The sequence below is a fragment of the Hymenobacter sp. genome, assembly GCF_036388155.1.
Lineage (GTDB): Bacteria > Bacteroidota > Bacteroidia > Cytophagales > Hymenobacteraceae > Hymenobacter.
The window spans coordinates 1-21,583 of sequence record NZ_DASVSI010000123.1; the positions used below are offsets into that span (position 1 = coordinate 1).

Sequence of the window (21,583 nt, forward strand, 5' to 3'; positions counted from 1 at the left end):
TGCTATCCGTGCCATCATTGCTGCTGAGCACAAGACGGAAGGCGTTCTGCGCTCGGAAGTGACTACCAACATCAAGCGTTTGATGGACATCGGTTGCTACCGTGGCTTGCGTCACCGCAAAGGTCTACCAGTTCGTGGTCAGCGCACCAAGAACAACTCGCGTACCCGCAAGGGCAAGCGGAAGACGGTAGCCGGCAAGAAGAAGGCAACTAAATAAACTCACACGGGAATCGGCGCTGGCGGCTGCGGATAAATTATCCGCAGCCGCCAGCGCCAACACCTCCCGCATTTTTTGCGATAACCAAATGGCACAAAAAAGAAAAGACAAAGCCAAAAAGCGCGTTGTCGTGGTGGAGCAGGTTGGTCAGGTACACATCCGTGCCTCGTTCAACAACATTATCATTTCCATCACTAACAATAACGGTCAAGTTATTTCGTGGGCTTCGGCCGGCAAAATGGGCTTCCGTGGTTCGAAGAAAAATACGCCCTACGCCGCCCAAATGGCGATGAGCGACTGCGGTAAAGTAGCCCACGACCTGGGCATGCGCAAAGCCGAAGTATTTGTGAAAGGTCCGGGTTCGGGCCGTGAGTCGGCCATCCGCGCCCTCGGCAACGTGGGTATTGAGGTGACCACCATCCGCGACGTAACGCCGCTGCCGCACAACGGCTGCCGCCCCCCCAAGCGTCGTCGCGTTTAGTTTTTCACTTCTAGTATTAGATTAAGATGGCACGTTATACCGGCCCTACCTCAAAAATTGCCCGTCGCTTCAACGAGCCAATTTTCGGCCCCGACAAAGCGCTCAACAAGAAAGCTTATCCTCCGGGCCAGCACGGCCGCGGCCGCCGCAAGAAGCAGTCGGAATACGCCGTGCAGCTGATGGAGAAGCAGAAAGTAAAGTACATGTACGGCATGTTGGAGAAGCAATTCGAAAACTTGTTCCACAAAGCAGCTGCGTTGCCAGGCATTACTGGTGATAACCTGCTCGCATTGCTGGAAGCCCGTCTGGACAACGCTGTGTATCGTTTGGGCATTGCCTCGACGCGCCGCGCTGCTCGCCAGCTCGTTGGTCACAAGCACATCACTGTGAACGGTGAAGTGGTGAACATTCCTTCGTACCACCTCCGTCCCGGCGACATCGTGGCCGTTCGTGAAAAGTCGAAGTCGCTCGAAGCCATCACCACGAGCCTGTCGGTTCGTAACGCTCGCCAATTCTCTTGGTTGGAGTGGGATGGTAAGGAGCTAGCTGGCAAGTTCATCAGCGCTCCTGCTCGTGAGTTGATTCCGGAGAAAATCACCGAGCAGCTCATCGTCGAATTGTATTCGAAGTAAATAACACTACTGGTAGCGGCCCGGCAGTTTGTCGGGCCGCACTTGTGCTTATACTTCACCAACTTTTTTCAAATTTTTTACGCCCCACATATGTCAATCTTAGCTTTTCAGATGCCGGAGAAAGTGGTGATGGAGAAATCCGACGACTTCACCGGGACGTTTGAATTTAAGCCGCTCGAGAAGGGCTACGGCGTCACCATCGGCAATGCGCTGCGTCGCATTCTGTTGTCGTCGCTGGAGGGTTTCGCCATCACGTCGGTTCGCACGAACAGCGTGCTGCACGAGTTTTCGACCATCGAAGGTGTGATTGAGGACATGTCCGAAATCATTCTAAACCTGAAAATGGTCCGCTTCAAGAAGACGAGCGATGCCATTGCAGATAAAATTACAGTGCGCGTGAAAGGTCAGGAGACCTTCTCGGGTGCCGACATTGCCAAGTTCGCCAGCGGTTTCGAGGTTTTGAACCCTGACCACGTGATTGCGCACATCGACCCCAGCAAAGAGTTGGAGTTTGAGCTGACGATTGCCCGTGGCCGTGGCTACGTACCCGCCGACGAGAACAAACCCGCTGACCAGGTTTTCGGTCAGATTGCCATTGATGCCATTTACACGCCTATCAAGAACGTGAAGTACAGCATCGAGAACACCCGTGTGGAGCAGAAGACCGACTACGAGAAGCTCATCATTGAGATTCAGACGGACGGTTCCATTCACCCGGAGGAAGCACTGAAAGGCGCTGCCAACATCCTCATTCAGCATTTCATGCTGTTTTCGGATAACACGATGACCCTCGAAGGTCCTCGCGTGACTGAAGACGAGCCAATTGATGAGGAGACCATGCAGATGCGCAAGATGCTCAAGACTCCCTTGGAGGACATGGAGCTCAGCGTACGTGCCAAGAACTGCCTCAAGGCTGCCGACATCAAGACGATGGGCGAACTGGTGCAGCTCGAAATTGCTGACATGATGAAGTTCCGCAACTTCGGCAAGAAGAGCCTGACCGAATTGGAAAACCTCGTTGAAGAGCGTGGTTTGGAGTTCGGCATGGACCTGGGCAAGTACCGCCTGGACGAAGACTAGTTTGCTGATTATTTGATGTGCTGAGATGCTGGACGTTCTGGCAAATCGGCACATCTTCTTTTTGTCAGCACGTCAACACATTTATTCATTTACTTATTTCACCAGTGTGCCCAAGGGGCAGCGGTTCTAATGAGGCCTTTGGGGCCCGCCGTGGTCGCCGCCCGCAAGCACACACTTTTTCAAACGTCCAATGCGACACGGAAGAAAAATCAACCACCTGGGCCGGACTACCGCCCACCGTCACGCGATGCTATCGAACATGGCTTCGTCGCTCATCCTGCACAAGCGTCTGACGACGACTGTGGCCAAAGCCAAAGCCTTGCGTAAGTACGTGGAGCCGATGCTGACCAAGTCGAAGGAAGACACGACGCACTCGCGCCGCATGGTGTTTGCTGCCTTGCAGGACAAGGAATCCATCAAGGAATTGTTCGGTAATATTTCGAGCAAAATTGCTACCCGCCCCGGTGGCTATACCCGCATTCTGAAGCTGAGCGACACGCGTCTGGGTGACAACGCCGACATGTGCGTAATCGAATTGGTAGACTTCAACGAGACGTTGCTGGAAGCTAAATCGGCCGCTGCTGAGAAGACCACCACGACCCGTCGTTCGCGTAGCCGTGGCGGCAAGAAGGCTGCTGCCGGCGATGCTGCTACTTCGGCTACCGAAGTAAAAGGCGAAGCTGTTGCTTCTGCCGCTGTAGTAGAAACTTCGGCTCCGGCTGACACCGCTACCGAGACGGTGAAAGAAGACGAAAGCCGCGACGAGGCTAAAGCTGACGAAGCCGGTGCCTAATTAGCGCTAACAATTCAAGGAAAAGGGACGCACCGCAGGGGGCGTCCCTTTTTTGCTTACTGATAAGCGCGGGTATTTGTAAAAATCATCTCAATACTTAGTAGTTAAAGCAGTGATAACAATTTTATAATATGCTTTTACTTGAATAAATGGATAGAATTGATTAATAATAAACCTCATTCATTCATCATCTAACAAAGTATGAAAAACAACAAAATCAAGGCTTTAGCTCTGGCTATGCTTTTCTGCTCGTCACTTCTCTCCTGTCAGCAAAGTGATATAGAACCCAACAACAGACTTTCGGTAAAGAAAACACAAGACTTCACCATATTTAAATTTAAGGCTTACATCGGAAGACCTGCACAGGGTTGCCTAAGCGGATGGGGTGTATGCCAAGCGCATCTTGTGATTTTTAACATTCCAGTTTTCAGGTCAACTAAGCCAGAGGACCCTAAGCATTTCACGGGCTATGTTGAGAATAATGGGGAAGAGGGCTCAAATACTAAGAAACTGGTCTTTCAATTTATGTTCCCTGAAGAAGTTGAGATGCTAGGTAATGCTGACAGAAATGTAGAAGTTGAACAAGCTCTCCAAGTTAATTCAGAGACGGCACATGCGTTCGGTTACGAGTCAATGACTATTCAGCCGGGTTCTTATGAGTTCACTCCATCATTGGGCGAAAACGGCGGTTTTAAAGTTGGAATTGTTGTACAGTAAAGCCCTATAAAAAGTGGAGAAAGCCAATAAGTCTTTCTCCACTTTTTTACGTTTTAATCCTTGCAAACTAATCCAGAATCCGATGACACAAAAAATATGCGCTTTACTCTTAGGTTTTTCTCTATATGGTTGTGTTATAAACCCCAGCTTTAGCGAGCTTTCTGAGATTGAGAGGAAAACACTTACACCATTAACTACTTCTGATGAACAATTGCTTGCTGTTGCCAAGCAGTCTCAGGGTAATGAGTCCATCAAATCAGCAGCGGATATTAAAATTTATAAAGGCAGCAGTGACCTTATAAGACAGCTGATTGATGGGAGTCCAAACCAGCTCACTCATCTTTATATCTACGGGAGCTTTTGCAAGCCGTGTGTGGCTGAATTACCCACGATATTGCAGATGCACCAGGAAAAAAAGGATGTTAACTTGGTCATGGTTAGCCCCGAAAATTGGTCTGAACTACAGAAAATAAAAGCATTTATATATAGGAATAAAGTTTTTATTTCAACCTACGTATTGGATTTGGACAGGTACGGTGACGAGTTCAGCGTCCAAAAAAGATATCGAAAGTTTGTTGACGAAATCTATCCAGGGCACCCGGAAATATTGGGCTTTCCTACTCACATTGTTGTTGATAAGCAATACAAAGTGCAATTTGCTGGTGTGGGTGCGGGCAAACTAACTGCGACTGTGTTGGATTCAGTGATGCAATCCACTCGTTGATGAGTCAGAACGAGAATGCGCAAAGTGTAGCTCGTAGCGTAAGTTTGCTGGCATAACCAATTCTCTTTGCTATGAGCTTCATTTCGCAAATTCATGCCCGCCAAATTTTTGATTCCCGTGGTAATCCGACGGTGGAAGTTGACGTAACTCTTGACTCTGGCGTGATGGGCCGGGCGGCTGTTCCTTCCGGGGCCAGCACGGGCAAGCACGAGGCCGTGGAACTGCGCGACGACGACAAGTCCATGTACATGGGCAAGGGCGTATTGAAGGCTGTAGAGAACGTGAACAACCGCATTGCGGAGGAGCTGGTAGGCTTTTCGGTGTACGAGCAGGCCTTGCTGGACAAGATTATGCTGGAGATGGACGGAACTAGCAACAAAGCCAATTTGGGCGCTAACGCCATATTGGGCGTGAGCCTGGCTGCAGCTCGGGCGGCGGCGCTCGACGCCAACATGCCGTTGTACCGCTACGTGGGCGGGGTAGGGGCCACCACGTTGCCTGTGCCGATGATGAACATCCTGAACGGGGGCTCGCATGCTGACAACTCCATCGACTTCCAGGAGTTCATGATTATGCCGACGGGCGCTTCGTCGTTTTCGGAGGCGCTGCGTTGGGGTACGGAGATTTTTCACCACCTTAAAAATGTGCTGAAGAAGCAAGGCTTCAGCACCAACGTGGGCGACGAAGGTGGGTTTGCACCCAACATTAAGTCCAACGAAGAGGCGATTCAAATTGTGTTGCAGGCCATCGAAACGGCTGGCTACCGCCCAGGCGAAGACGTGTTCATTGCCATGGATGCCGCGGTGTCGGAATTCTACGAAGACGGCGTGTACCACTTCAAGAAAAGCACCGGCGACAAACTGACGTCGTCGCAGATGGTGGACTACTGGGCCGACTGGGTGAAGAAGTACCCCATCATCAGCTTGGAGGATGGCATGGATGAGGACGACTGGACCGGCTGGAAGGCCCTAACCGACCGTGTGGGCAAGCAAACGCAATTGGTGGGCGACGACTTGTTCGTGACCAACGTGGACCGCCTGCAGCGCGGCATTGACGAGGGAATTGCCAATTCCATCCTCATCAAGGTAAACCAAATTGGTACCTTAACTGAGACCATCGCGGCCATCAACCTGGGCCGCCGCAATGGCTACAAGAGCATCATGAGCCACCGTTCGGGTGAGACGGAGGATAACACGATTGCTGACTTGGCAGTAGCGTTGAACACCGGCCAGATTAAAACGGGCTCGGCTTCGCGCTCTGACCGGATGGCCAAGTACAACCAACTCTTGCGTATTGAGGAAGAACTGGGTGAGGTGGCGTACTTCCCCGGAAAGAAAATGTAAGTATTTCGTTGAGTTAAAGTCCAAACGGCCAATTCTGTGGATGCAGAATTGGCCGTTTCTATTACCTTTACTGCAAATGCAACTCCCCGCTTTTATTGGTCCGTTGCTGCGCGTGGTTCGCAGCTTCTATTTTCTAACTGGCGTCGGCTTTCTGGTCTGGATGCTTGTTTTCGATGCCAACGACTTGGGCAAGCAATTCGACATTTACCGGAAGTGGAAGGAACTGCGCAACGAGAAGCAATACTACCTCGACAACATTGAGGTGGTGAAGCGGGAGCGGGCCGAGCTGATGAGCTCGCCGGCGCTGCTCGAAAAATTTGCGCGCGAGAAATACTTGATGAAGCGGCCGGGCGAAGACGTGTTCGTGCTGGTGCCTGCTACGGCTGAGTAAGCCTCATTTGGGAGTTTATAATAACTCATGGGTGAGGTAAAAGCTGTGCCTTGTTCAATATAATCAATATATTTTCATTTTTAATTCTTTTACATGAAGAAAAACTACTCTGCGGCCTTGCGGCTGTTTGCCACCTTATTCACATGTATACTGCTCACGGGATTGGTGCGTCCTGGCGCGCTCTGCGCACAGACCTATGCGGTACCATCTTTTGGCTCTAACAGCGTTACCACTTGCGGGGGCACGCTCTACGACGATGGCGGCCTGAACGGGCTGTATTCGGCCAATGCCAACGGCACGATTACCATAACGCCCGCCACGGCCGGGAACAAAATCCGCTTGCAATTCACGTCGTTTCAGGTGGAGACGGGCTACGACGCGGTGTCTATCTACGACGGGGCAAACACGAACGCGCCCCTGATTGGCACGTACGATTCCAGCAACCCGCCGACGACCGTGTATGGCACTTCTACCTCCGGCGCCCTCACCGTGCGTCTTGCTTCGGATGGGATAGTGCAGCAAAATGGCTTCTCGGCAAGTATTGCCTGCGTTACCAGCGTGCCGCCGCCGGCACAGTCGGACCTGGCTATCCAGGGGGCCTTGTTGTCGCCGCTGAGCGTGGTTGCCGGTGGGGGCCTGACGGCCAGCTGCACGGTGTACAACTTGGCGGGCGCTATTGCCAACAACAGCTCGGTGGGATACTACCTGTCGGCTGACGCGGTGCTGGATGGCAATGACCAACTGCTGGGCAACTCAACGGGCTTTCCGCTGCCTGCGGGTCAGTCCTCCTCGCGCTTCGCCAACTTTACGATGCCGGCGGGTACTGCGCCGGGCAACTACTACGTGTTGTTCGTGGTCGATTACCTCAACCAGGTCAGCGAGAGCAACAAAGCCAACAACGTGGCATCGGTGAACATGACCGTGACCCCGCCGAGCATTGACCTCACCATTCAGCAGGCGTCCGTGAACCCACAAAATGTCACGGCGGGTTCCCCTCTTACCATGAACTGTAACATTGCCAACCAGGGCAATGCGACGGCCACCAGCAGCAGCGTGGGTTTTTATTTCTCGACTAACGCCACTCTGGACGCTGCTGACCAGCTACTGACCTCGCAGTACGGCGGGCAGCTAACGCCTTCGTTTCCGGCTACCCGAAACGGCACTGCCGCCGTGCCGCCCGGTTTGACCCCTGGCACGTACTACATCTTGTTTGTGGCCGACTTCCAGAACCAAGTGGGAGAAACCAACGAAAACAACAACGTGGTGGCGGTTAGCTTCACGGTAGCGCTCCCCGGCGTGGACCTGGTGGTGCAGCAGGAGCAGCTTTACCAGAACCCGACCGTGGCCGGCAACCAAGTGCAGCTCTACGCGACGATGGTGAACCAAGGAAATACCGCCGCTAGCAGCAGCACGGTGGGGTACTACCTGTCAACCAACCAAACGTTTGATGCCGCCGACGTGCTACTAAGTTCCAGCGTGGGAGGCTTCTTGATAGCCAACCAGCTGAGCTACCGGTCTGCCAGCCCGCTGGTGCCCGCTGGCACTGTGCCAGGCACATACTATGTGTTGTTTGTGGCCGACCCAGCCAACGCTGTCACCGAAACGAACGAGAACAACAACGTGCGCAGCTTGCTCTTGACGGTGGTTGCGCCGAGCATTGATTTGCAGATGCAGAACGCGTCGTTGGGACAGACGTCGTCGGCCCCTGGGGGCATCATTTCGGCTACCTGCTCCCTCTTCAACCAAGGCAACGCCCAGGCCAACCCGGCTACGGTGGGGTACTACTTGTCGACGAACCAGACGCTGGATGCCAGCGATGTGTTGCTCAGCAACACCACTGGCAGCTTGTTCGGGGGCAGCTTCACGTCGCGCTATGCCAACATAACCGTGCCCACTGGCACCGCGCTGGGAAATTATTACGTGCTGTTTGTGGCCGATTATCAGAACCAGCTCAGCGAAACCAACGAGAACAACAACGTGGCCAGCACGCCGCTGCAAGTGGTGGCGCCTGGCATTGATTTGCTCATTCAGCAGCCTTCGCTTGGTTCGGGCAATGTGACGCCCGGCTTTGCCATCAACAGCGGGTGCTCCATCCTAAACACGGGCAACACCGTGTCGGTGAGCAGCACGGTGGGGTATTACTTGTCGACCAACCAGACACTGGACGCCAGTGACGTGCTGCTGAACACCGTCACGGGGTTTGCGTTGGCAGCAGGACAAAGCTCGTTCCGCTCTACCAGTTTGGTGGTTCCTACGGGCACAGTGGCGGGCAACTATTACGTGCTGTTTGTAGCCGACCCGCAGAGCGCCGTGGCTGAAACCAACGAGAACAACAACGTGGCGTCTCAAGCCCTTACCGTGAACGGGCCTTTTGTGGGGACCCTGGTGCCCCTTTCCGGCTCGGCCACGATTACTACTTGCGCTACCACGATTTACGACAACGGCGGCTACAACAACTACGCCGACTACTCGAACGGCACGCTGACCATTCTGCCCGCCACGCCGGGCGCGTTGGTGCAATTGGTTTTCAATTCTTTTTCGACGGAACCGGGATTCGACTACGTGCGCATTTACGATGGCACCAGCGTGAATGCACCGCTGCTGGCTTCTTACACGGGATACCAACTGCCCCCGCTCGTGATGGCTACCAACGCCAGCGGCGCCCTGACCGTGCAGTTTACCAGCGATGGCAGTGCGACTTCGACGGGCTTTGACGCCACCGTGAGCTGTGGCGCCGCGCCGCAGTCCGATTTGCTGCTCACCCAAATTGGGGCGTCGCCCTCGTCGGTGGCAGTGGGTGGCAACCTGTCGTTGAGCGGCATTGTGGCCAACCAGGGCGGTGGCGCTGCGCCCAGTTCGGCAGTGGGCTACTACCTGTCGACCAACCAAACGCTGGATGCCAGCGACCGGCTGCTGGGCACCAGGTCCGGCGGAGTACTGGGCGTGAACCTTGATGAAACGCGGCAACTGGTGGCGACGGTGCCGAGCAATGTGACCCCGGGCGCGTACTACGTGCTATTCGTGGCTGACCCCGCCAACGTGGTGAGCGAGACCAACGAAGGCAACAACCTCGCCGCACTGGCCGTGACCGTGACCCAGCCCTTGGCTAGCCGCGACCAAACCGCAGGCTACACCGTGAGCGTGGCCCCCAATCCCGTTGTGGCGGGCAGCACGTTGCGGGTGTTACTGCGCGGCGCAGGCGCTTCCTGCGCGGCTTCTGTGGACCTCTACAACGCCTTGGGACAACGCGTGCGGACTGAAGCCTTGCAGGTAGGTGCCGGACGCGCCAATCAGGCCGAAATCATGACTCAACACCTGGCCACCGGTGTATACACGCTGCGCCTCACCGGCACCGGCTTGAGCGTGACCCGCCGGATAGTGATAGAATAAGTAACCCACACCTTCGGCCCGGCAACGGGCTGGAAAAAGCGGGGGCGGCGGTCCGGCAACATGCCGGGCCAGCCGCCCCCGCTTACTTTTGGCCATGCAAGCACGTGTCGTCCGGTGGGTAAGTCAGCTTCATGCTCTCCTTGGGCAGTTGCGAGTCGCACGGGGAGGAGCCGTGGCGTTGGTAGTTCTGGCAGCGCTGGGCTGTGGTTACTCGCAGGCTCCCGCCCAGTCAAGCCGGCAAGCAAAGCCCAGCCAGGGGCAGGCGGCCAGCCAATTTCTGCGCGCCGTGCTTCGGGCTGATTACGCCGGGGCCTATGCCCGGCTGGCGCCGGAAGTGCGCCGGGGCGTGAGCTTGGCTGGTTTTCAAGCGGCTGCCCGCCCGATGTGGAAAAGTGGGCAGCCGCGCCGCCAACAAATCGAGCTGTATAAGCTGGGCATGCGCATCGACGACGGGGGAGGGTCGCAGCTGTTCTATTCTTTCTCCTTCGCGGCCGATTCGAGCTTGAAAACGCCGCCGGTGTTGCTGGAAGTCACGTTTCGGGACACTGCCTCGCGGGCGGTGCTGGGGTTCGGCCTGCGGCCCAACCAATCGGCGGCGCCCAAGCGCGCGACGAAGCCATCAAGCGGTAGCCGCCGTCTGCCGTAGTGCCACGGGGGTGGGCCGCTCGTAGTAGCGTTGCAAGCCCATGGCCAACCAAAACAGCACAATCACGCGGGGCTCCTGCCAAAAGTCTTGCGTGAGGGAGTGCAACAGGAAAAACAGGAAGTATACCGTGAACCCAACCTGCGTGGGCGTGAGGCGGCGGCGCCACGTCCAGCGCAACAGCCGCAGGCCCACGTAGCCCAGCAGCATTACGCCCGTGGCCAGCCCCAGCGCCCCCGCCTCGACCAGCCACGTCACGTAGAGGTTGTGGCTGTTCATGCGGCGGAAGGTGATGGTGTAGTTTACATGCGAAGGCGCGTTGCGCACAAAATCGAGGTAGCGGTCGGGGAAAGTGCCCGGGCCCACGCCGATGATGGGTTCTTGCTCGAAAAGCTCCAGGCCAAACACCCATCGGTTTTTACGCTCGGCGTTCGACTCATTGGTTGGGGTGAAGTCGCTTACCGTGCCAAGCTCATGAACGATGCTCTTGTCGGTGACCTTGACGGCGTCGGGGTGGGTTTGGGTGAGGAGTTGCCAGGTGGTCAGAATGAGGCAAGCGGCCACCGACCAGGGCAGCAGCAACTGCCGCCATTCCCTCCAGCCCACGTAAAAAAGCAGCAGCAAGGCCTGCATAACCAAAGAGATGTAGGAAGCCCGCGAATACGAAAAAGCCACCACCATCAGCACCACCGTGAGCAGCGCGGTGGCCAGCAGGCGCAGCCCCTGCTTGCGCAGTAGCGGATGGTGAAGCAGCGCCAGGTTCAGCAGCAGCACCAGCGGCTCGAGCATCACCGTTAGGTTGGTGTGCCCGTGTTGCAAGAAGGGCTGCGCAATGATGTACGAATTGCTGTAGGAAATGCCCTGCATGAGGTGGCGCACCAGCACGTAGCCCGCGAGCAGGGCAGTGCTCGTGGCCAGCACTCCCAAGGCCCTTAGCCATTCGACGCGGGTAAGGTGCAGCACGCGGGGCACGCCGTAGCCAAACGCGACGTACAGCAAGAGGGTGGCCAGGTATTTAGCCGAAACCAGCGGAGCGCCCGAAAATACTGTGGCCAAAAACAGGGTGCCAAAATGAATGCCGATGAGCTTGTCGAGCCGGTGGGCTTTGCCGGGCCAGCGCAGCCAGCCCCCCACGCCGCCCAGCACCAGCACGCCCACCGTGAGGGCCATCAGAGGTTCGGTAAGCAAAGTCAGGCCGAAGCCCCGGTCCGAAAACCAGTCCACCGAAAGCGGCAGGCTGAACAGCGAGCCATAAAAAAGCAGAAGCAGAAAAGCGCGAAAGCGCGAAGGAGTCATGCTAAGTAAGTAATCAGTAGTGATTAGCAAGTAGTTAGACTGCAAATACTTTGGTGCTGGTCTTATGTCTTGTTACCTACGACCTGTTACTAAAGAAAATGGTGCGCCCGCTGCAACGGAACGGGCGGGGGTGGTTAGCCAATTTTTTTGCCCGCCATGGCTTGTTGAATGGAAATGTTCATGACCCGTTCGGCATAGGGACGGGTCAGCTCGTCTAGTTCGTCCATGGCCTTGAGGATGGGGTCCCGCTCCGAGCCGGTCAACGCAGCCCGCACCCGCTCTACCTGCGCGGCGGTGGCGGTAAGCTCTTCCTCGGTGAGGTGCTGGCGGTTTTTGCGGGTGAAGTTGTCGACCTGGTACAGCAGCTGCTCAGCGGCGGTGCACGCCTCGATGAGCAAGCGGGCTGCTACGTCTTCCTTAGCGTTTACCAGCGAGTCCATCAGCATTTGCTCCACTTGCTCGTCGGTGAGGCCGTACTGGGGCTTGATTTCGACCTTCTGCCGGGTGTTCGACCGCAGCTCGATGGCCTCAACCTGCAAGATGCCGTCGGCGTTGAGCAGGAAGTTGACGTCGACTTTGGGGAGGCCTGCTGGCATGGCCGGAATGCCGCTGAGCACAAACTCGCCCAGCTTGCGGTTCTGGCTCACCAGGTCACGCTCGCCCTGGTACACCGCAATTTTCAGGTTCACTTGCCCGTCCACGCTGGTGGTGTATTGGCGGCCGGCTTTGGTTGGAATCTTGGAATTGCGCGGGATGATGGGGTCCAAGAGCCCGCCCAACGTTTCAATGCCGAGCGTAAGGGGCGTCACGTCGAGCAGCAGCACGTCGCGCCGGTTGCCGGCCAGGATGTCGGCCTGAATGGCGGCGCCCAGGGCCACCACTTCGTCGGGGTTGAGCGAGTTGTTGGCGGGCTGGCCGAAGAATTCGGACACGGCCTCGTACACCAGCGGCACGCGGGTGGAGCCGCCCACCAGCAGCACGGCGTCGAGGGCAGTGGTGAGCTTGGCGTCGGCCAGGGCCTGGCGGCAGGCGGCAATGGTGCGCTCCACCAGCGGGCGGATGAGGTCGTTGAACTGGGCGCGCGTTAGCGTGACGGGAAGGTTCCGGCCGGCTTCGTCGGTAAGGTGGGTGGTGAAGTCGTCGTGCTGGCTAAGGTATTTTTTGGCCATCTCGGCGGCCAGGCGCAGCTGCTGCTGCAGTTGCGGGTCGGTGTGGAAGCTTTCGGGCAAGCCGAAGGTGGCGGTCCAGTGGTCCACCACGGCGCGGTCCAGGTCGTCGCCGCCCAGGTAGGTGTCGCCGTTGGTGCTCAGCACCTCAAAAATACCCTGCTGAATGCGCAGGATGCTGATGTCGAAAGTGCCGCCGCCCAAGTCGTACACGGCCACTGTTTTCTCGTCGTTGGGGTCGAGGCCGATGCCGTAGGCCAGCGCGGCGGCGGTGGGCTCGTTCACAATGCGCAGCACTTCGAGGCCCGCGAGGCGGCCGGCGTCGCGCGTGGCTTGGCGTTGCGAGTCGTTGAAATAGGCCGGCACGGTAATGACGGCGCGGTTCACGGGCGTCTTGAGGGCGTGTTCGGCACGGGCGCGCAGCTCTTTCAAGATGTCGGCCGACAGCTCAACGGGAGAAAAGAACCGGTCATCGACACGGATTTTCACCAAGCCCTCCGAATTGTCGTCGATGACTTTATAGCCCAATTGGGTGGCGTGCTGGCCCAGGTCGCGGTAGCTTTTGCCCAGCAGGCGCTTCACGGAGTAAATGGTGCGCTGCGGCTCGGTGAGTAGGAAGTCGCGGGCTTCGGTGCCAATAACTGGGTCGGTGCCCCCGGCGGGAAAGTGCACGACTGACGGCACGATGGTGCCCCGGCCCTGGTCGTTGATGACCACGGGCTGGCGGCTGTCGGGGTGCACGTAGGCCACCAGGCTGTTGGTGGTGCCCAGGTCGATGCCGACAATGATTTCCTCTTGCTGGAATGTGCCAGTGGCGAGGTTAATAGCAACTGTAGCCATATATGCGCAAGGCCGGCGAGGTCGCCAGCCCAAAAAATGTAACAGGTAGAAAGCGCGTTTGCGCCCCACAAAAGTAGGTCCTAAACCACCCCGGCGCCGAAATGATGCGGCGACTGCCGAGAGTGTATGGCAAGGTTAAAAATATTAATATACTTTTTTTTCTTCGTTATCAAACCATAATCTCCACAATGCACGTAGGACTTAAGGAGGAGTCATCAATCGTTTGCGGTGCTGATTATTTGGCACGTTGAAGCGCGTAAGGTTGCGGTTAGCTCACGTGTTTATTCCATCATTTTCCAACCCTTCCTTTTATGAAGAAATTGCTTACACGTCCCCTGTTTCAGGCTGCTCTACTCGCAACCACGGTGGGAGGGATGCTGGCCTGGACCGGCCAGCACAACACGCTGGAGGCCTCCAGCCACCGCGAAGCCCCGCTCATTGCCGACGACCCGCTGGCCGACAACACCGACCTCTATGCTTTCCGCAGCCCCGACGCGCCGGCCAACGACGCCAACGCCAGCGTGACCATCATTGCCAATTACATCCCCTTGGAGCTGCCCCAGGGTGGCCCGAATTACAACACGTTTGGCGAGAACGTGCGCTACGAAATCCACGTGAAGAACGGCACCGCCGGCAACACCGGCGACGACATTACCTACCGTTTCACGTTCACGCGCACCAACCAGGACCCCTCCACGTTTTTCAACATCCGGCTGGGCCAGCAAAACCTGAAAACCACCTATACCTGCGAGAAAAGCGTGGGCGGTGGCGCCTTCACGGCCATCGTGACCGGGGGCATTGTGCCACCAAATAACATCGGCCCGCGCTCCATCACCAGCGCGGCGGGTCTGAACACGACATACAACGCCCTCGCCGCCAGCGCCATTCAAACGCTTGCCGATGGCACCAAAATATTCTGCGGGCCGACCGATGACCCGTTCTTCGTGGACCTGGGCGGCATTTTCGACTTGGGCGGCGTGCGCACCTCGGCCACGGCCCGCGACGGCGTGGCCCGCAAAAACACCCACGCCATTGCGCTGCAAATCCCGGTATCGGTGCTGAAAAAGGCTACCGCTCCGGCTCTGACATCGACTACTAGCATCCTGGACAGCGACTTCATCATTGGGGTGTGGGCTTCAGCCAGTCGGCAGGCCACCCGCGTGCTGTCGGCCACGGGCGGTGCTTCTACATACTCGGGCAACTACGTGCAGGTATCGCGCTTGGGCATGCCGCTCACCAACGAAGTTATTATTCCCATCGGCGGCAAAGACGCCTGGAACGCCGCCACGCCCTACGCCGAGGCCGCTTCCACTGATGACTACCTCTCCAACCCAGAGCTGGGCTTGTACGTGGCCGACAACACCCCGGCCCCGACTGCGGCTCCCAAGCCCCCTGGGCAGACCTATTACGGCGAGGCCGTGGAGGGCCTGGCTGCGCTGCGCGTGCAGTCGAAGTCGCTGGCGGGCCAAGCCCTGCTGGGCGGCGCCACTTTCTCCGGCTTTGACTTCCGCAACGGCGCCAACGGCGTGAGTGCGCTGGCTGGCACCGCCCTGCTGAATGGCACCGCGCTGGCTCCCATAGCCGGCGGTGGCTACGGCGAATACTTGCTCGTGACCGGCAAGCCCCGCTCTGTCGACATCAAGCCCATCTTCCACACCGGCGTGCCCAACGCCATTCCGTACCAACTGGCCACCGGCAAAGGCGGCAACCCGCTGGCGGCGGGCAAGCCGTTCATCAACAACTTCCTGCTGGTGGGTGCCCAGGCCGGCAACCCCGGCGGCGACATGTTGCGCCTAAACATGGCCGTGCCTCCCACGCCCCGCAACTCGGCTGACTTTAGCTCAGAGGGCCTGCTGGCCGCTGCGGCCCTGGGCCTCACGGACCCGCGCTTCAACGCCAACAACAGCCTGCAACTCATCCCCAACATGGACGGCTTCCCCAACGGGCGCCGCCTGGAGGACGACGTGACCCGCATTGAGCTGCAAGCGGTGGGCGGTGTGGTGCTGGCCGCCATCGGCCTGTGGTACGACGACTTTACGCCCACCATGGCTAGCCCCGTAACCCCGCAATTGCTCGGCGTGCTGGGCTTCAATGCCGGCATCACGGCCAACGACACGACCTTCCGCGCCGCCTTCCCCTACGCGCAGACGCCGTGGAGCGGCACCACCGCCCAGCGCACGGCCTTGGCGCAGCGCTCGGCCAACCTGGGCTTCTCGCCCAACCTGACCGTGGCCAACGCCTACCCCAACCCCTTTGTGGACCGCACCACGCTGCGCTTCGAGCTGCCCGCCCGCGGCAAGATGAGCATCGTCATCAGCGACGTGGCGGGCCGCCGCGTGGCTACGGTAGCCAAAGACAAAACCTTCGGCATCGGGGCCAACGAAGTATCATGGCAGCCGGGCCGTGAGGTGGCCCCCGGCCAGTACATTGCCACGCTCTACAACGGCAGCACGGTGGTGCAGTCGGTGCGCATCGAGCGTCAGTAGTCCCGCAAGGCAGTCCCTGCATAAATGAGCCGCCGTTGGTTTCCTTTGGAGTCCGGCGGCGGCTCTTTTTCGTAGCTTGCTTAGCTAGTTTCTTTTTCGTGATTTTTCGCCCTTTGCTGTGAAAAAATACTTATACCCTGGTCTGTTGCTGGTATTTGGCTTGTTGGCCGCCGGCATCTTTTTCTTTAAGAAACCCGCCCACCGCATGCCGGAGCTGAAGGCCCGCCGCGGCGACCTGGCCGCCGGCGGCGAGTGGCTGAATACCAAAGCGGCCATTGAGGGCCTGCTGGCTAAGTTGCGCAGCCAGCCCGACGACCAAAAAAGCCGCTTGCTGCTGGCCCAAGCCTACATGCAGGAGGCCCGCGTGACCGGCGACCACCCATACTACGACGGTGCGGCCATGGAACTGCTGGAAGAGGTGCTGCAAGCCGAACCCGAAAACTTTGAGGCGCTCTGCTGCAAAGCCTCGCTCTGCCTCACGCAGCACCATTTTGCCCAAGGGCTGGGCCTGGCCCAGCAAGCCCAGAAAATTAACCCCCACAGCGGCTTTGTGTACGGCCTGCTGACCGATGCCAACGTGGAAATGGGCCACTATGACGAAGCCGTGAAAATGGCCGACCGCATGAACCAGGTGCGGCCCGACCTGCCGGCCTACGCCCGCGTGAGCTACCTGCGCGAGATTTACGGCGACGTGCCCGGCGCCATTCAGGCCATGGACATGGCCACCAAAGCGGGCTTCATCGGCCTGGAACAAACGGAATGGACCCGCGTGGGCCTGGGCCATTTGTACGAAGTGAGCGGCGACACCGCCCGCGCCCGCGGGTATTACCTTATGGCCCTGGCGGCCCGCCCCGGCTATGCCTACGCCCTGGCCGGCCTGGGCCGCATGGCCGCCGCCAAGCGCGACTACCCGTTGGCCATTTCCTATTACCAAAAGGCCCGCGTGCTGGTGAAGGACTATGCCTTTTCGGATGAGCTGACGGACCTGTACCGCCTGAACGGCCAACACGACGAGGCCAAAAAGATGGCCGAGGAGTCCATTGCCATGCTCTCGGACGCCGCCAAGGAAGCCGACGAAAACGAAGCCATGGGCCACTACGCCGACCGCGAGCTGGCCTATGCCTACCTCAAGACCAACGAGCTGGACAAGGCCCTGGAGCACGCCAAAATTGAGTACGCCCGCCGCCCCGACAACATCGACGTGAACGAAACCATGGCCTGGGTGCTCTACAAGCGCGGCGACTACGCCGAGGCGCAGAAGTACATGCAGGTTGCCCGCCGCACCGGCTCCAAAAACCCGGTGCTGTTGGGCCGGGCTGGCCTTATCCTCACCAAGCTGGGCAAAACCGCCGAAGGCCAGGCCCTGCTGGAAAAATCCCTGCAAACCGCGCCCTACCTCGACACCGAAGTGGCCGCCGAAGGCAAGAAGCTGCTAGCCAGTCGTTAAGGTGAAGGCTGTTGGTCCATCTACAGGCATCGGCTGGCCGCGCCGCGCCACCTTGGCGCTGCCGCTGCTGCTGCTGGCCATGCCGGCCGCCGCGCACGTCCTCAACACGGACCTGAGCAAGCTCTCGCGCACCGAGATTTTCTGGACTTACCTGCAGCTGGGCTTCACGCACATCATCCCGTTGGGGTTCGACCATATCCTGTTCATCATCAGCCTCTACATCCTGGAGCCGCGCCTAAAGCCGGTGCTGCTGCAAGCTACGGCTTTCACCGTGGCGCACTCCATCACGCTGGGCATGGCCATGTACGGGCTCATTCAGCCGCCTTCGTCCATCATCGAGCCCATCATTGCGCTGTCCATCTTGTTTGTGGCGCTCGAAAACATTATCACCGACCGGCTCAACCCGTGGCGGGTGGCCATTGTATTTGGGTTTGGGCTGGTGCACGGCATGGGGTTCGCCAGTGTCCTCACCGGGCTGGGGCTGCCCCAAAAGGACTATGTTGGTTCGCTCATTTCCTTCAACGTGGGAGTGGAGTTGGGCCAGGTGTCGGTGATTTTGCTGTGCTGGGCGCTGGTGGGCCGCTGGGCCGCCAGCAAAAGCTGGTACAAGCAGCGCGTCGTGATTCCGGTTTCGGTGGTGATTGGCCTGGTGGCGGCTTACTGGACGGTGGAGCGGGTTTTCTTTAGCTGAAAATATAGTTGGTAGTAAATACATCCATTTGCGGTGGTTGCGCCGTAGTTGAGTAGCAACCTCCTCGCTAGTTCTGTTTGCCCGTGGTCTTTCGCCCGTACCTCACGCTGCTGTTGCTGCTCAACTACCTGCTGGTGGTGGGGGCTGGCCTCGTGGAGCGTCCGGCGCGAGTGGTCGACCGTCCCTTTGCCTACGTGCACAGCCACGACTGCCAGCTGCAGCACACCATGCGCCTGGGTTGCTTCGACGACTGCAACGGCGTGCAATACACCGTGCAGAAAACCGGCGAGCGCCCGCCCTTGCAGCAACTGCTCACCTCCCTCAAAGGCTTGGACATTCACTGCCTGACCGAGGCGCGGGTTGTGTTCACGAAGCCCGCTTTTCGCCGCTCCCAACCTCGGTTGAGGGCCTACGGCGTGGCCGTGCCTACTGGCCATCGCGGCCAAATTGAGTTACCGCCCCGTCGGGGATAAGTCGTGCGCGGGCCTTGCGGTGCCCGCCTGAGGTGCCCGATGCGTCGCATCGGGGCCCCAACGTCTTATTTTTTGTTGACGCCGCTTGCTGAGCCCACGGGGCCGGAGCGCGTCATTTTTCTCCGACTCATGAATACGTTTTCTTCTTTGCTGCCCGTGGCTGCTGCCGCGGGCCAGGCCACGGCTGTGCACTTGCCCTGGCTCACGGTAGGGCCTTTTCGGGCTACCAAAAACTTGGTTTCTGACCAACTGCCCAGTTCTAAACGCGACCTGCTGGCGCGGGAGCGGGCCGCCAACCGGGCCGCCCGGGCTCGGCTAGCGGCCCGAAGCCGCATGGCCATTCCCAACTCCACCAAACGCTTCTAGGCGAAGCTATGGCTCATTTCTATTCTTCCGATTGCGGCCTGGGCCGAGCTGTGCGGAACAGCTTATTTCTTATGTTGCTGACGGTGCTGCTGCTTGGCCGCTTCACGGCGCAGGCACAAAGCACCGCCACCTTGCGCGGCACCGTGGCCGACTCGCTCTCGGGCCAGCCCCTGGCGGGCGTGAGCGTGGGCTTGCAGGGCCAGTCCGGCGGCACGGCCACCGACGCGCTGGGCAACTTCCGGCTCGCGGGTGTGGTGCCCGGCACCTACACGCTGCGCGTGGGGGCCCTGGGCTACCGGGGCGCCAGCCAGGCCGTGACGGTGACTGCCGGCGAAAGCCGCACGGTGCCGTTTACCATTGCGGCCTCGGCCCTGAGCCTCTCGGAGGTGACCGTGAGCCAGCCGCGCGACCCCAACCAGAGCCTCGCGGCCATCAACCAAATCGACAAGGTGCTGCGGCCCGTGAACTCGGCCCAGGACCTGCTGCGCTTGGTGCCGGGCCTGTTCATTGCCCAGCACGCGGGCGGCGGCAAGGCCGAGCAGATATTTCTGCGCGGCTTCGACGTGGACCACGGCACCGACTTCGCGGTGAGCGTGGACGGCCTGCCGGTGAACATGGTGAGCCACGCCCACGGCCAGGGCTACGCCGACTTTCACTTCGTGATACCCGAAACGGTGGAACAGCTGAAGGTATACAAGGGCCCGTACACGGCCCGGTTCGGTGATTTTGCCACGGCCGGCGCGGGCGAATTCAGCACCAAAACCCGCCTCGACGCCAGCCAGGTGAAGCTGGAGGTGGGCCGTTTTGACACCCGTCGGGCCTTGGTGATGCTGGACCTGCTGGGCAATAACAAGCGCCATCTGCTCTCGAAAAAGCCCGAAAGCGCATACATCGCCGCCGAATACAACTTCACCAATGCCTACTTCGACCAACCGCAGGATTTCCGGCGCTTCAACGGCATTGCCAAGTACACCGGTCAGCTCTCCGACCGCACGGCCCTTACAGTGCTGGGCTCGCATTTTACCTCCAGCTGGGACGCCAGCGGCCAGATACCCGAAAGCGCGGTGCGCGAGGGCATCATCACGCGCTTTGGCAGCATCGACCCCAGCGAAGGCGGCAACACCGACCGCACCAACGCCTCGGTGGTGCTCACCACCGGCCTGCCCGGCGACGCTCTTATCCGGCAGCAGGTGTACTATTCGCGCTATAATTTCAACTTGTTTTCCAACTTCACCTTCTTCCTGAATGACGAGGAAAACGGCGACGAAATCAACCAGACCGACGACCGCAACCTGTACGGCTACACCGGCACCTACGACCGCGACGACCAGCTGGGCAGCCGCAGCCTGCACACCACCTTCGGCCTGGGCACCCGCATCGACGATACTGACCTGACCCTGCGCCGCGCCGTGCGCCGCACCATCACCGACACCATCACGGCCGGCCACGTCTACGAGCAGAACCTCAACGCCTACCTCGACGAAACCCTTACGCTCACCGACCGCCTCACCCTGAATGCCGCCCTGCGCGCCGATGTGTTCGTGTTCGATTTTAAGGGCGACTATACTGACGAGGATGGTGTGCGGCAGCCCATTGACGCCCGCAAAACCCGGGCCCGCGTGTCGCCCAAACTGAACCTGTACTACCAGCTCACACCCACCGTGCAGCTGTTTGCCCGCTCGGGCCTCGGCTTTCACTCCAACGATGCCCGCGGCGTGGTGCGCGGCACCGTGAACGACAACGCCCTGCCCCGTGCCCTGGGCTACGAGGCGGGCAGCACCTTTAAGCCGCTGCCGGGGATGGTGGTGAACGCCGCCCTCTGGGCCCTGCACTTGGAAGACGAGTTGGTGTACGTGGGCGACGAAGCCATTGTGGAAAGCGCCGGCCGCACCCGCCGCTACGGCGCCGACGTTTCGCTGCGCTACCAGCTCACCCGCTCCCTGTTTGCCGACGTGGACCTGAACTACAACCACGGCCGCCTGGTGGGCGTGGCCGAGGGCGAAAACTTCATCCCGCTGGCCCCGCGCTTTACCAGCGTGGGCGGCCTCACGCTCAAAAACCCGCAGGGTTTCAGCGCCAGCCTGCGTTACCGGCACCTCGACAGCCGCCCGGCCAACGAGGACAATTCCATCCGGGCCCGCGGCTATTTCCTGCTCGACGGCGTGCTGAGCTACACCCGGGCGCGCTTTCAAATCGGGGCCACGGCCGAAAACCTGCTGAACGTGGACTGGAACGAAGCCCAGTTTGCCAACCCCAGCCGCCTGCGCAACCAAACCACCCCGGCCGTGGAGCAGCTGCATTTTACGCCCGGCACGCCGTTCTTCGTGAAGGTCAACGCCAGCATCTTTTTCTGATATAAGGCCCCGAGTTGCCTCATGCAATTAAGTTGCAAAATACCGCACTTGAT

Annotated in this window: 19 protein-coding genes; 17 read left to right on the forward strand and 2 right to left on the reverse strand. The window is 58.9% G+C overall.

Annotated features, from left to right (window positions below; genetic code table 11):
- The 11 genes from rpsM to VF629_RS16845 form a co-directional block, all read left to right on the forward strand.
- Window positions 1-217, forward strand: a 217-nt coding sequence (gene rpsM, locus VF629_RS16795; RefSeq protein WP_331059647.1) for a 30S ribosomal protein S13, incomplete at its 5' end; no start/stop codon positions are given.
- Between the two features lie 88 nt (window positions 218-305).
- Entirely contained in the window at window positions 306-698 is a 393-nt protein-coding gene (gene rpsK, locus VF629_RS16800) for a 30S ribosomal protein S11 (protein WP_035567868.1), read from the forward strand.
- 26 nt (window positions 699-724) lie between these two features.
- Window positions 725-1,330: a 30S ribosomal protein S4 gene (gene rpsD, locus VF629_RS16805; RefSeq protein WP_331059648.1), complete on the forward strand. Its 606-nt coding sequence runs from the start codon at window positions 725-727 to the stop codon at window positions 1,328-1,330.
- Window positions 1,331-1,420: 90 nt separating this feature from the next.
- Window positions 1,421-2,410, forward strand: coding sequence for a DNA-directed RNA polymerase subunit alpha (locus VF629_RS16810; RefSeq protein WP_331059649.1), 990 nt, complete (start codon window positions 1,421-1,423; stop codon window positions 2,408-2,410).
- Window positions 2,411-2,600: 190 nt separating this feature from the next.
- On the forward strand, window positions 2,601-3,203 hold the full coding sequence (rplQ, locus tag VF629_RS16815; RefSeq protein WP_331059650.1) for a 50S ribosomal protein L17: 603 nt from the start codon (window positions 2,601-2,603) through the stop codon (window positions 3,201-3,203).
- Between the two features lie 201 nt (window positions 3,204-3,404).
- Window positions 3,405-3,920, forward strand: a complete 516-nt coding sequence (locus VF629_RS16820; RefSeq protein ID WP_331059651.1) for a hypothetical protein — start codon at window positions 3,405-3,407, stop codon at window positions 3,918-3,920.
- 13 nt (window positions 3,921-3,933) lie between these two features.
- Complete coding sequence (locus VF629_RS16825) at window positions 3,934-4,644, forward strand: hypothetical protein (RefSeq protein WP_331059652.1); 711 nt, start codon at window positions 3,934-3,936, stop codon at window positions 4,642-4,644.
- 71 nt (window positions 4,645-4,715) lie between these two features.
- Entirely contained in the window at window positions 4,716-5,987 is a 1,272-nt protein-coding gene (gene eno, locus VF629_RS16830) for a phosphopyruvate hydratase (protein ID WP_331059653.1), read from the forward strand.
- 76 nt (window positions 5,988-6,063) lie between these two features.
- Window positions 6,064-6,378 (forward strand): FtsB family cell division protein, encoded by a 315-nt coding sequence (locus VF629_RS16835; RefSeq protein WP_331059654.1) that lies wholly within the window; start codon window positions 6,064-6,066, stop codon window positions 6,376-6,378.
- 93 nt (window positions 6,379-6,471) lie between these two features.
- Window positions 6,472-9,768, forward strand: coding sequence for a CARDB domain-containing protein (locus VF629_RS16840; RefSeq protein WP_331059655.1), 3,297 nt, complete (start codon window positions 6,472-6,474; stop codon window positions 9,766-9,768).
- A 286-nt stretch (window positions 9,769-10,054) separates the two neighbouring features.
- Entirely contained in the window at window positions 10,055-10,414 is a 360-nt protein-coding gene (locus VF629_RS16845; protein ID WP_331059656.1) for a hypothetical protein, read from the forward strand.
- On the opposite strand, the gene VF629_RS16850 is transcribed toward VF629_RS16845, so the two are convergent.
- On the reverse strand, window positions 10,388-11,707 hold the full coding sequence (locus tag VF629_RS16850) for an O-antigen ligase family protein (protein ID WP_331059657.1): 1,320 nt from the start codon (window positions 11,705-11,707) through the stop codon (window positions 10,388-10,390). The genes VF629_RS16845 and VF629_RS16850 overlap by 27 nt on opposite strands.
- Window positions 11,708-11,841: 134 nt before the next feature.
- Window positions 11,842-13,713: a Fe-S protein assembly chaperone HscA gene (gene hscA / locus VF629_RS16855; RefSeq protein ID WP_331059658.1), complete on the reverse strand. Its 1,872-nt coding sequence runs from the start codon at window positions 13,711-13,713 to the stop codon at window positions 11,842-11,844.
- Between the two features lie 311 nt (window positions 13,714-14,024).
- Here hscA and VF629_RS16860 point away from each other — a divergent pair, with 311 nt between their 5' ends.
- From VF629_RS16860 to VF629_RS16885, 6 genes are all read left to right on the forward strand, one after another.
- On the forward strand, window positions 14,025-16,199 hold the full coding sequence (locus tag VF629_RS16860; RefSeq protein ID WP_331059659.1) for a DUF4331 family protein: 2,175 nt from the start codon (window positions 14,025-14,027) through the stop codon (window positions 16,197-16,199).
- Between the two features lie 118 nt (window positions 16,200-16,317).
- Window positions 16,318-17,646: a tetratricopeptide repeat protein gene (locus tag VF629_RS16865; protein ID WP_331059660.1), complete on the forward strand. Its 1,329-nt coding sequence runs from the start codon at window positions 16,318-16,320 to the stop codon at window positions 17,644-17,646.
- A gap of 1 nt (window position 17,647) precedes the next feature.
- Window positions 17,648-18,337 (forward strand): HupE/UreJ family protein, encoded by a 690-nt coding sequence (locus tag VF629_RS16870; protein WP_331059661.1) that lies wholly within the window; start codon window positions 17,648-17,650, stop codon window positions 18,335-18,337.
- Window positions 18,338-18,414: 77 nt separating this feature from the next.
- Window positions 18,415-18,810 carry a hypothetical protein gene (locus VF629_RS16875; protein ID WP_331059662.1) on the forward strand — a complete coding sequence of 132 codons (396 nt, stop codon included), beginning with the start codon at window positions 18,415-18,417 and terminating at the stop codon, window positions 18,808-18,810.
- Between the two features lie 129 nt (window positions 18,811-18,939).
- Window positions 18,940-19,176, forward strand: coding sequence for a hypothetical protein (locus tag VF629_RS16880; RefSeq protein WP_331059663.1), 237 nt, complete (start codon window positions 18,940-18,942; stop codon window positions 19,174-19,176).
- Between the two features lie 71 nt (window positions 19,177-19,247).
- Window positions 19,248-21,530, forward strand: coding sequence for a TonB-dependent receptor (locus tag VF629_RS16885; protein ID WP_331059664.1), 2,283 nt, complete (start codon window positions 19,248-19,250; stop codon window positions 21,528-21,530).
- Window positions 21,531-21,583 lie beyond the last annotated feature (53 nt).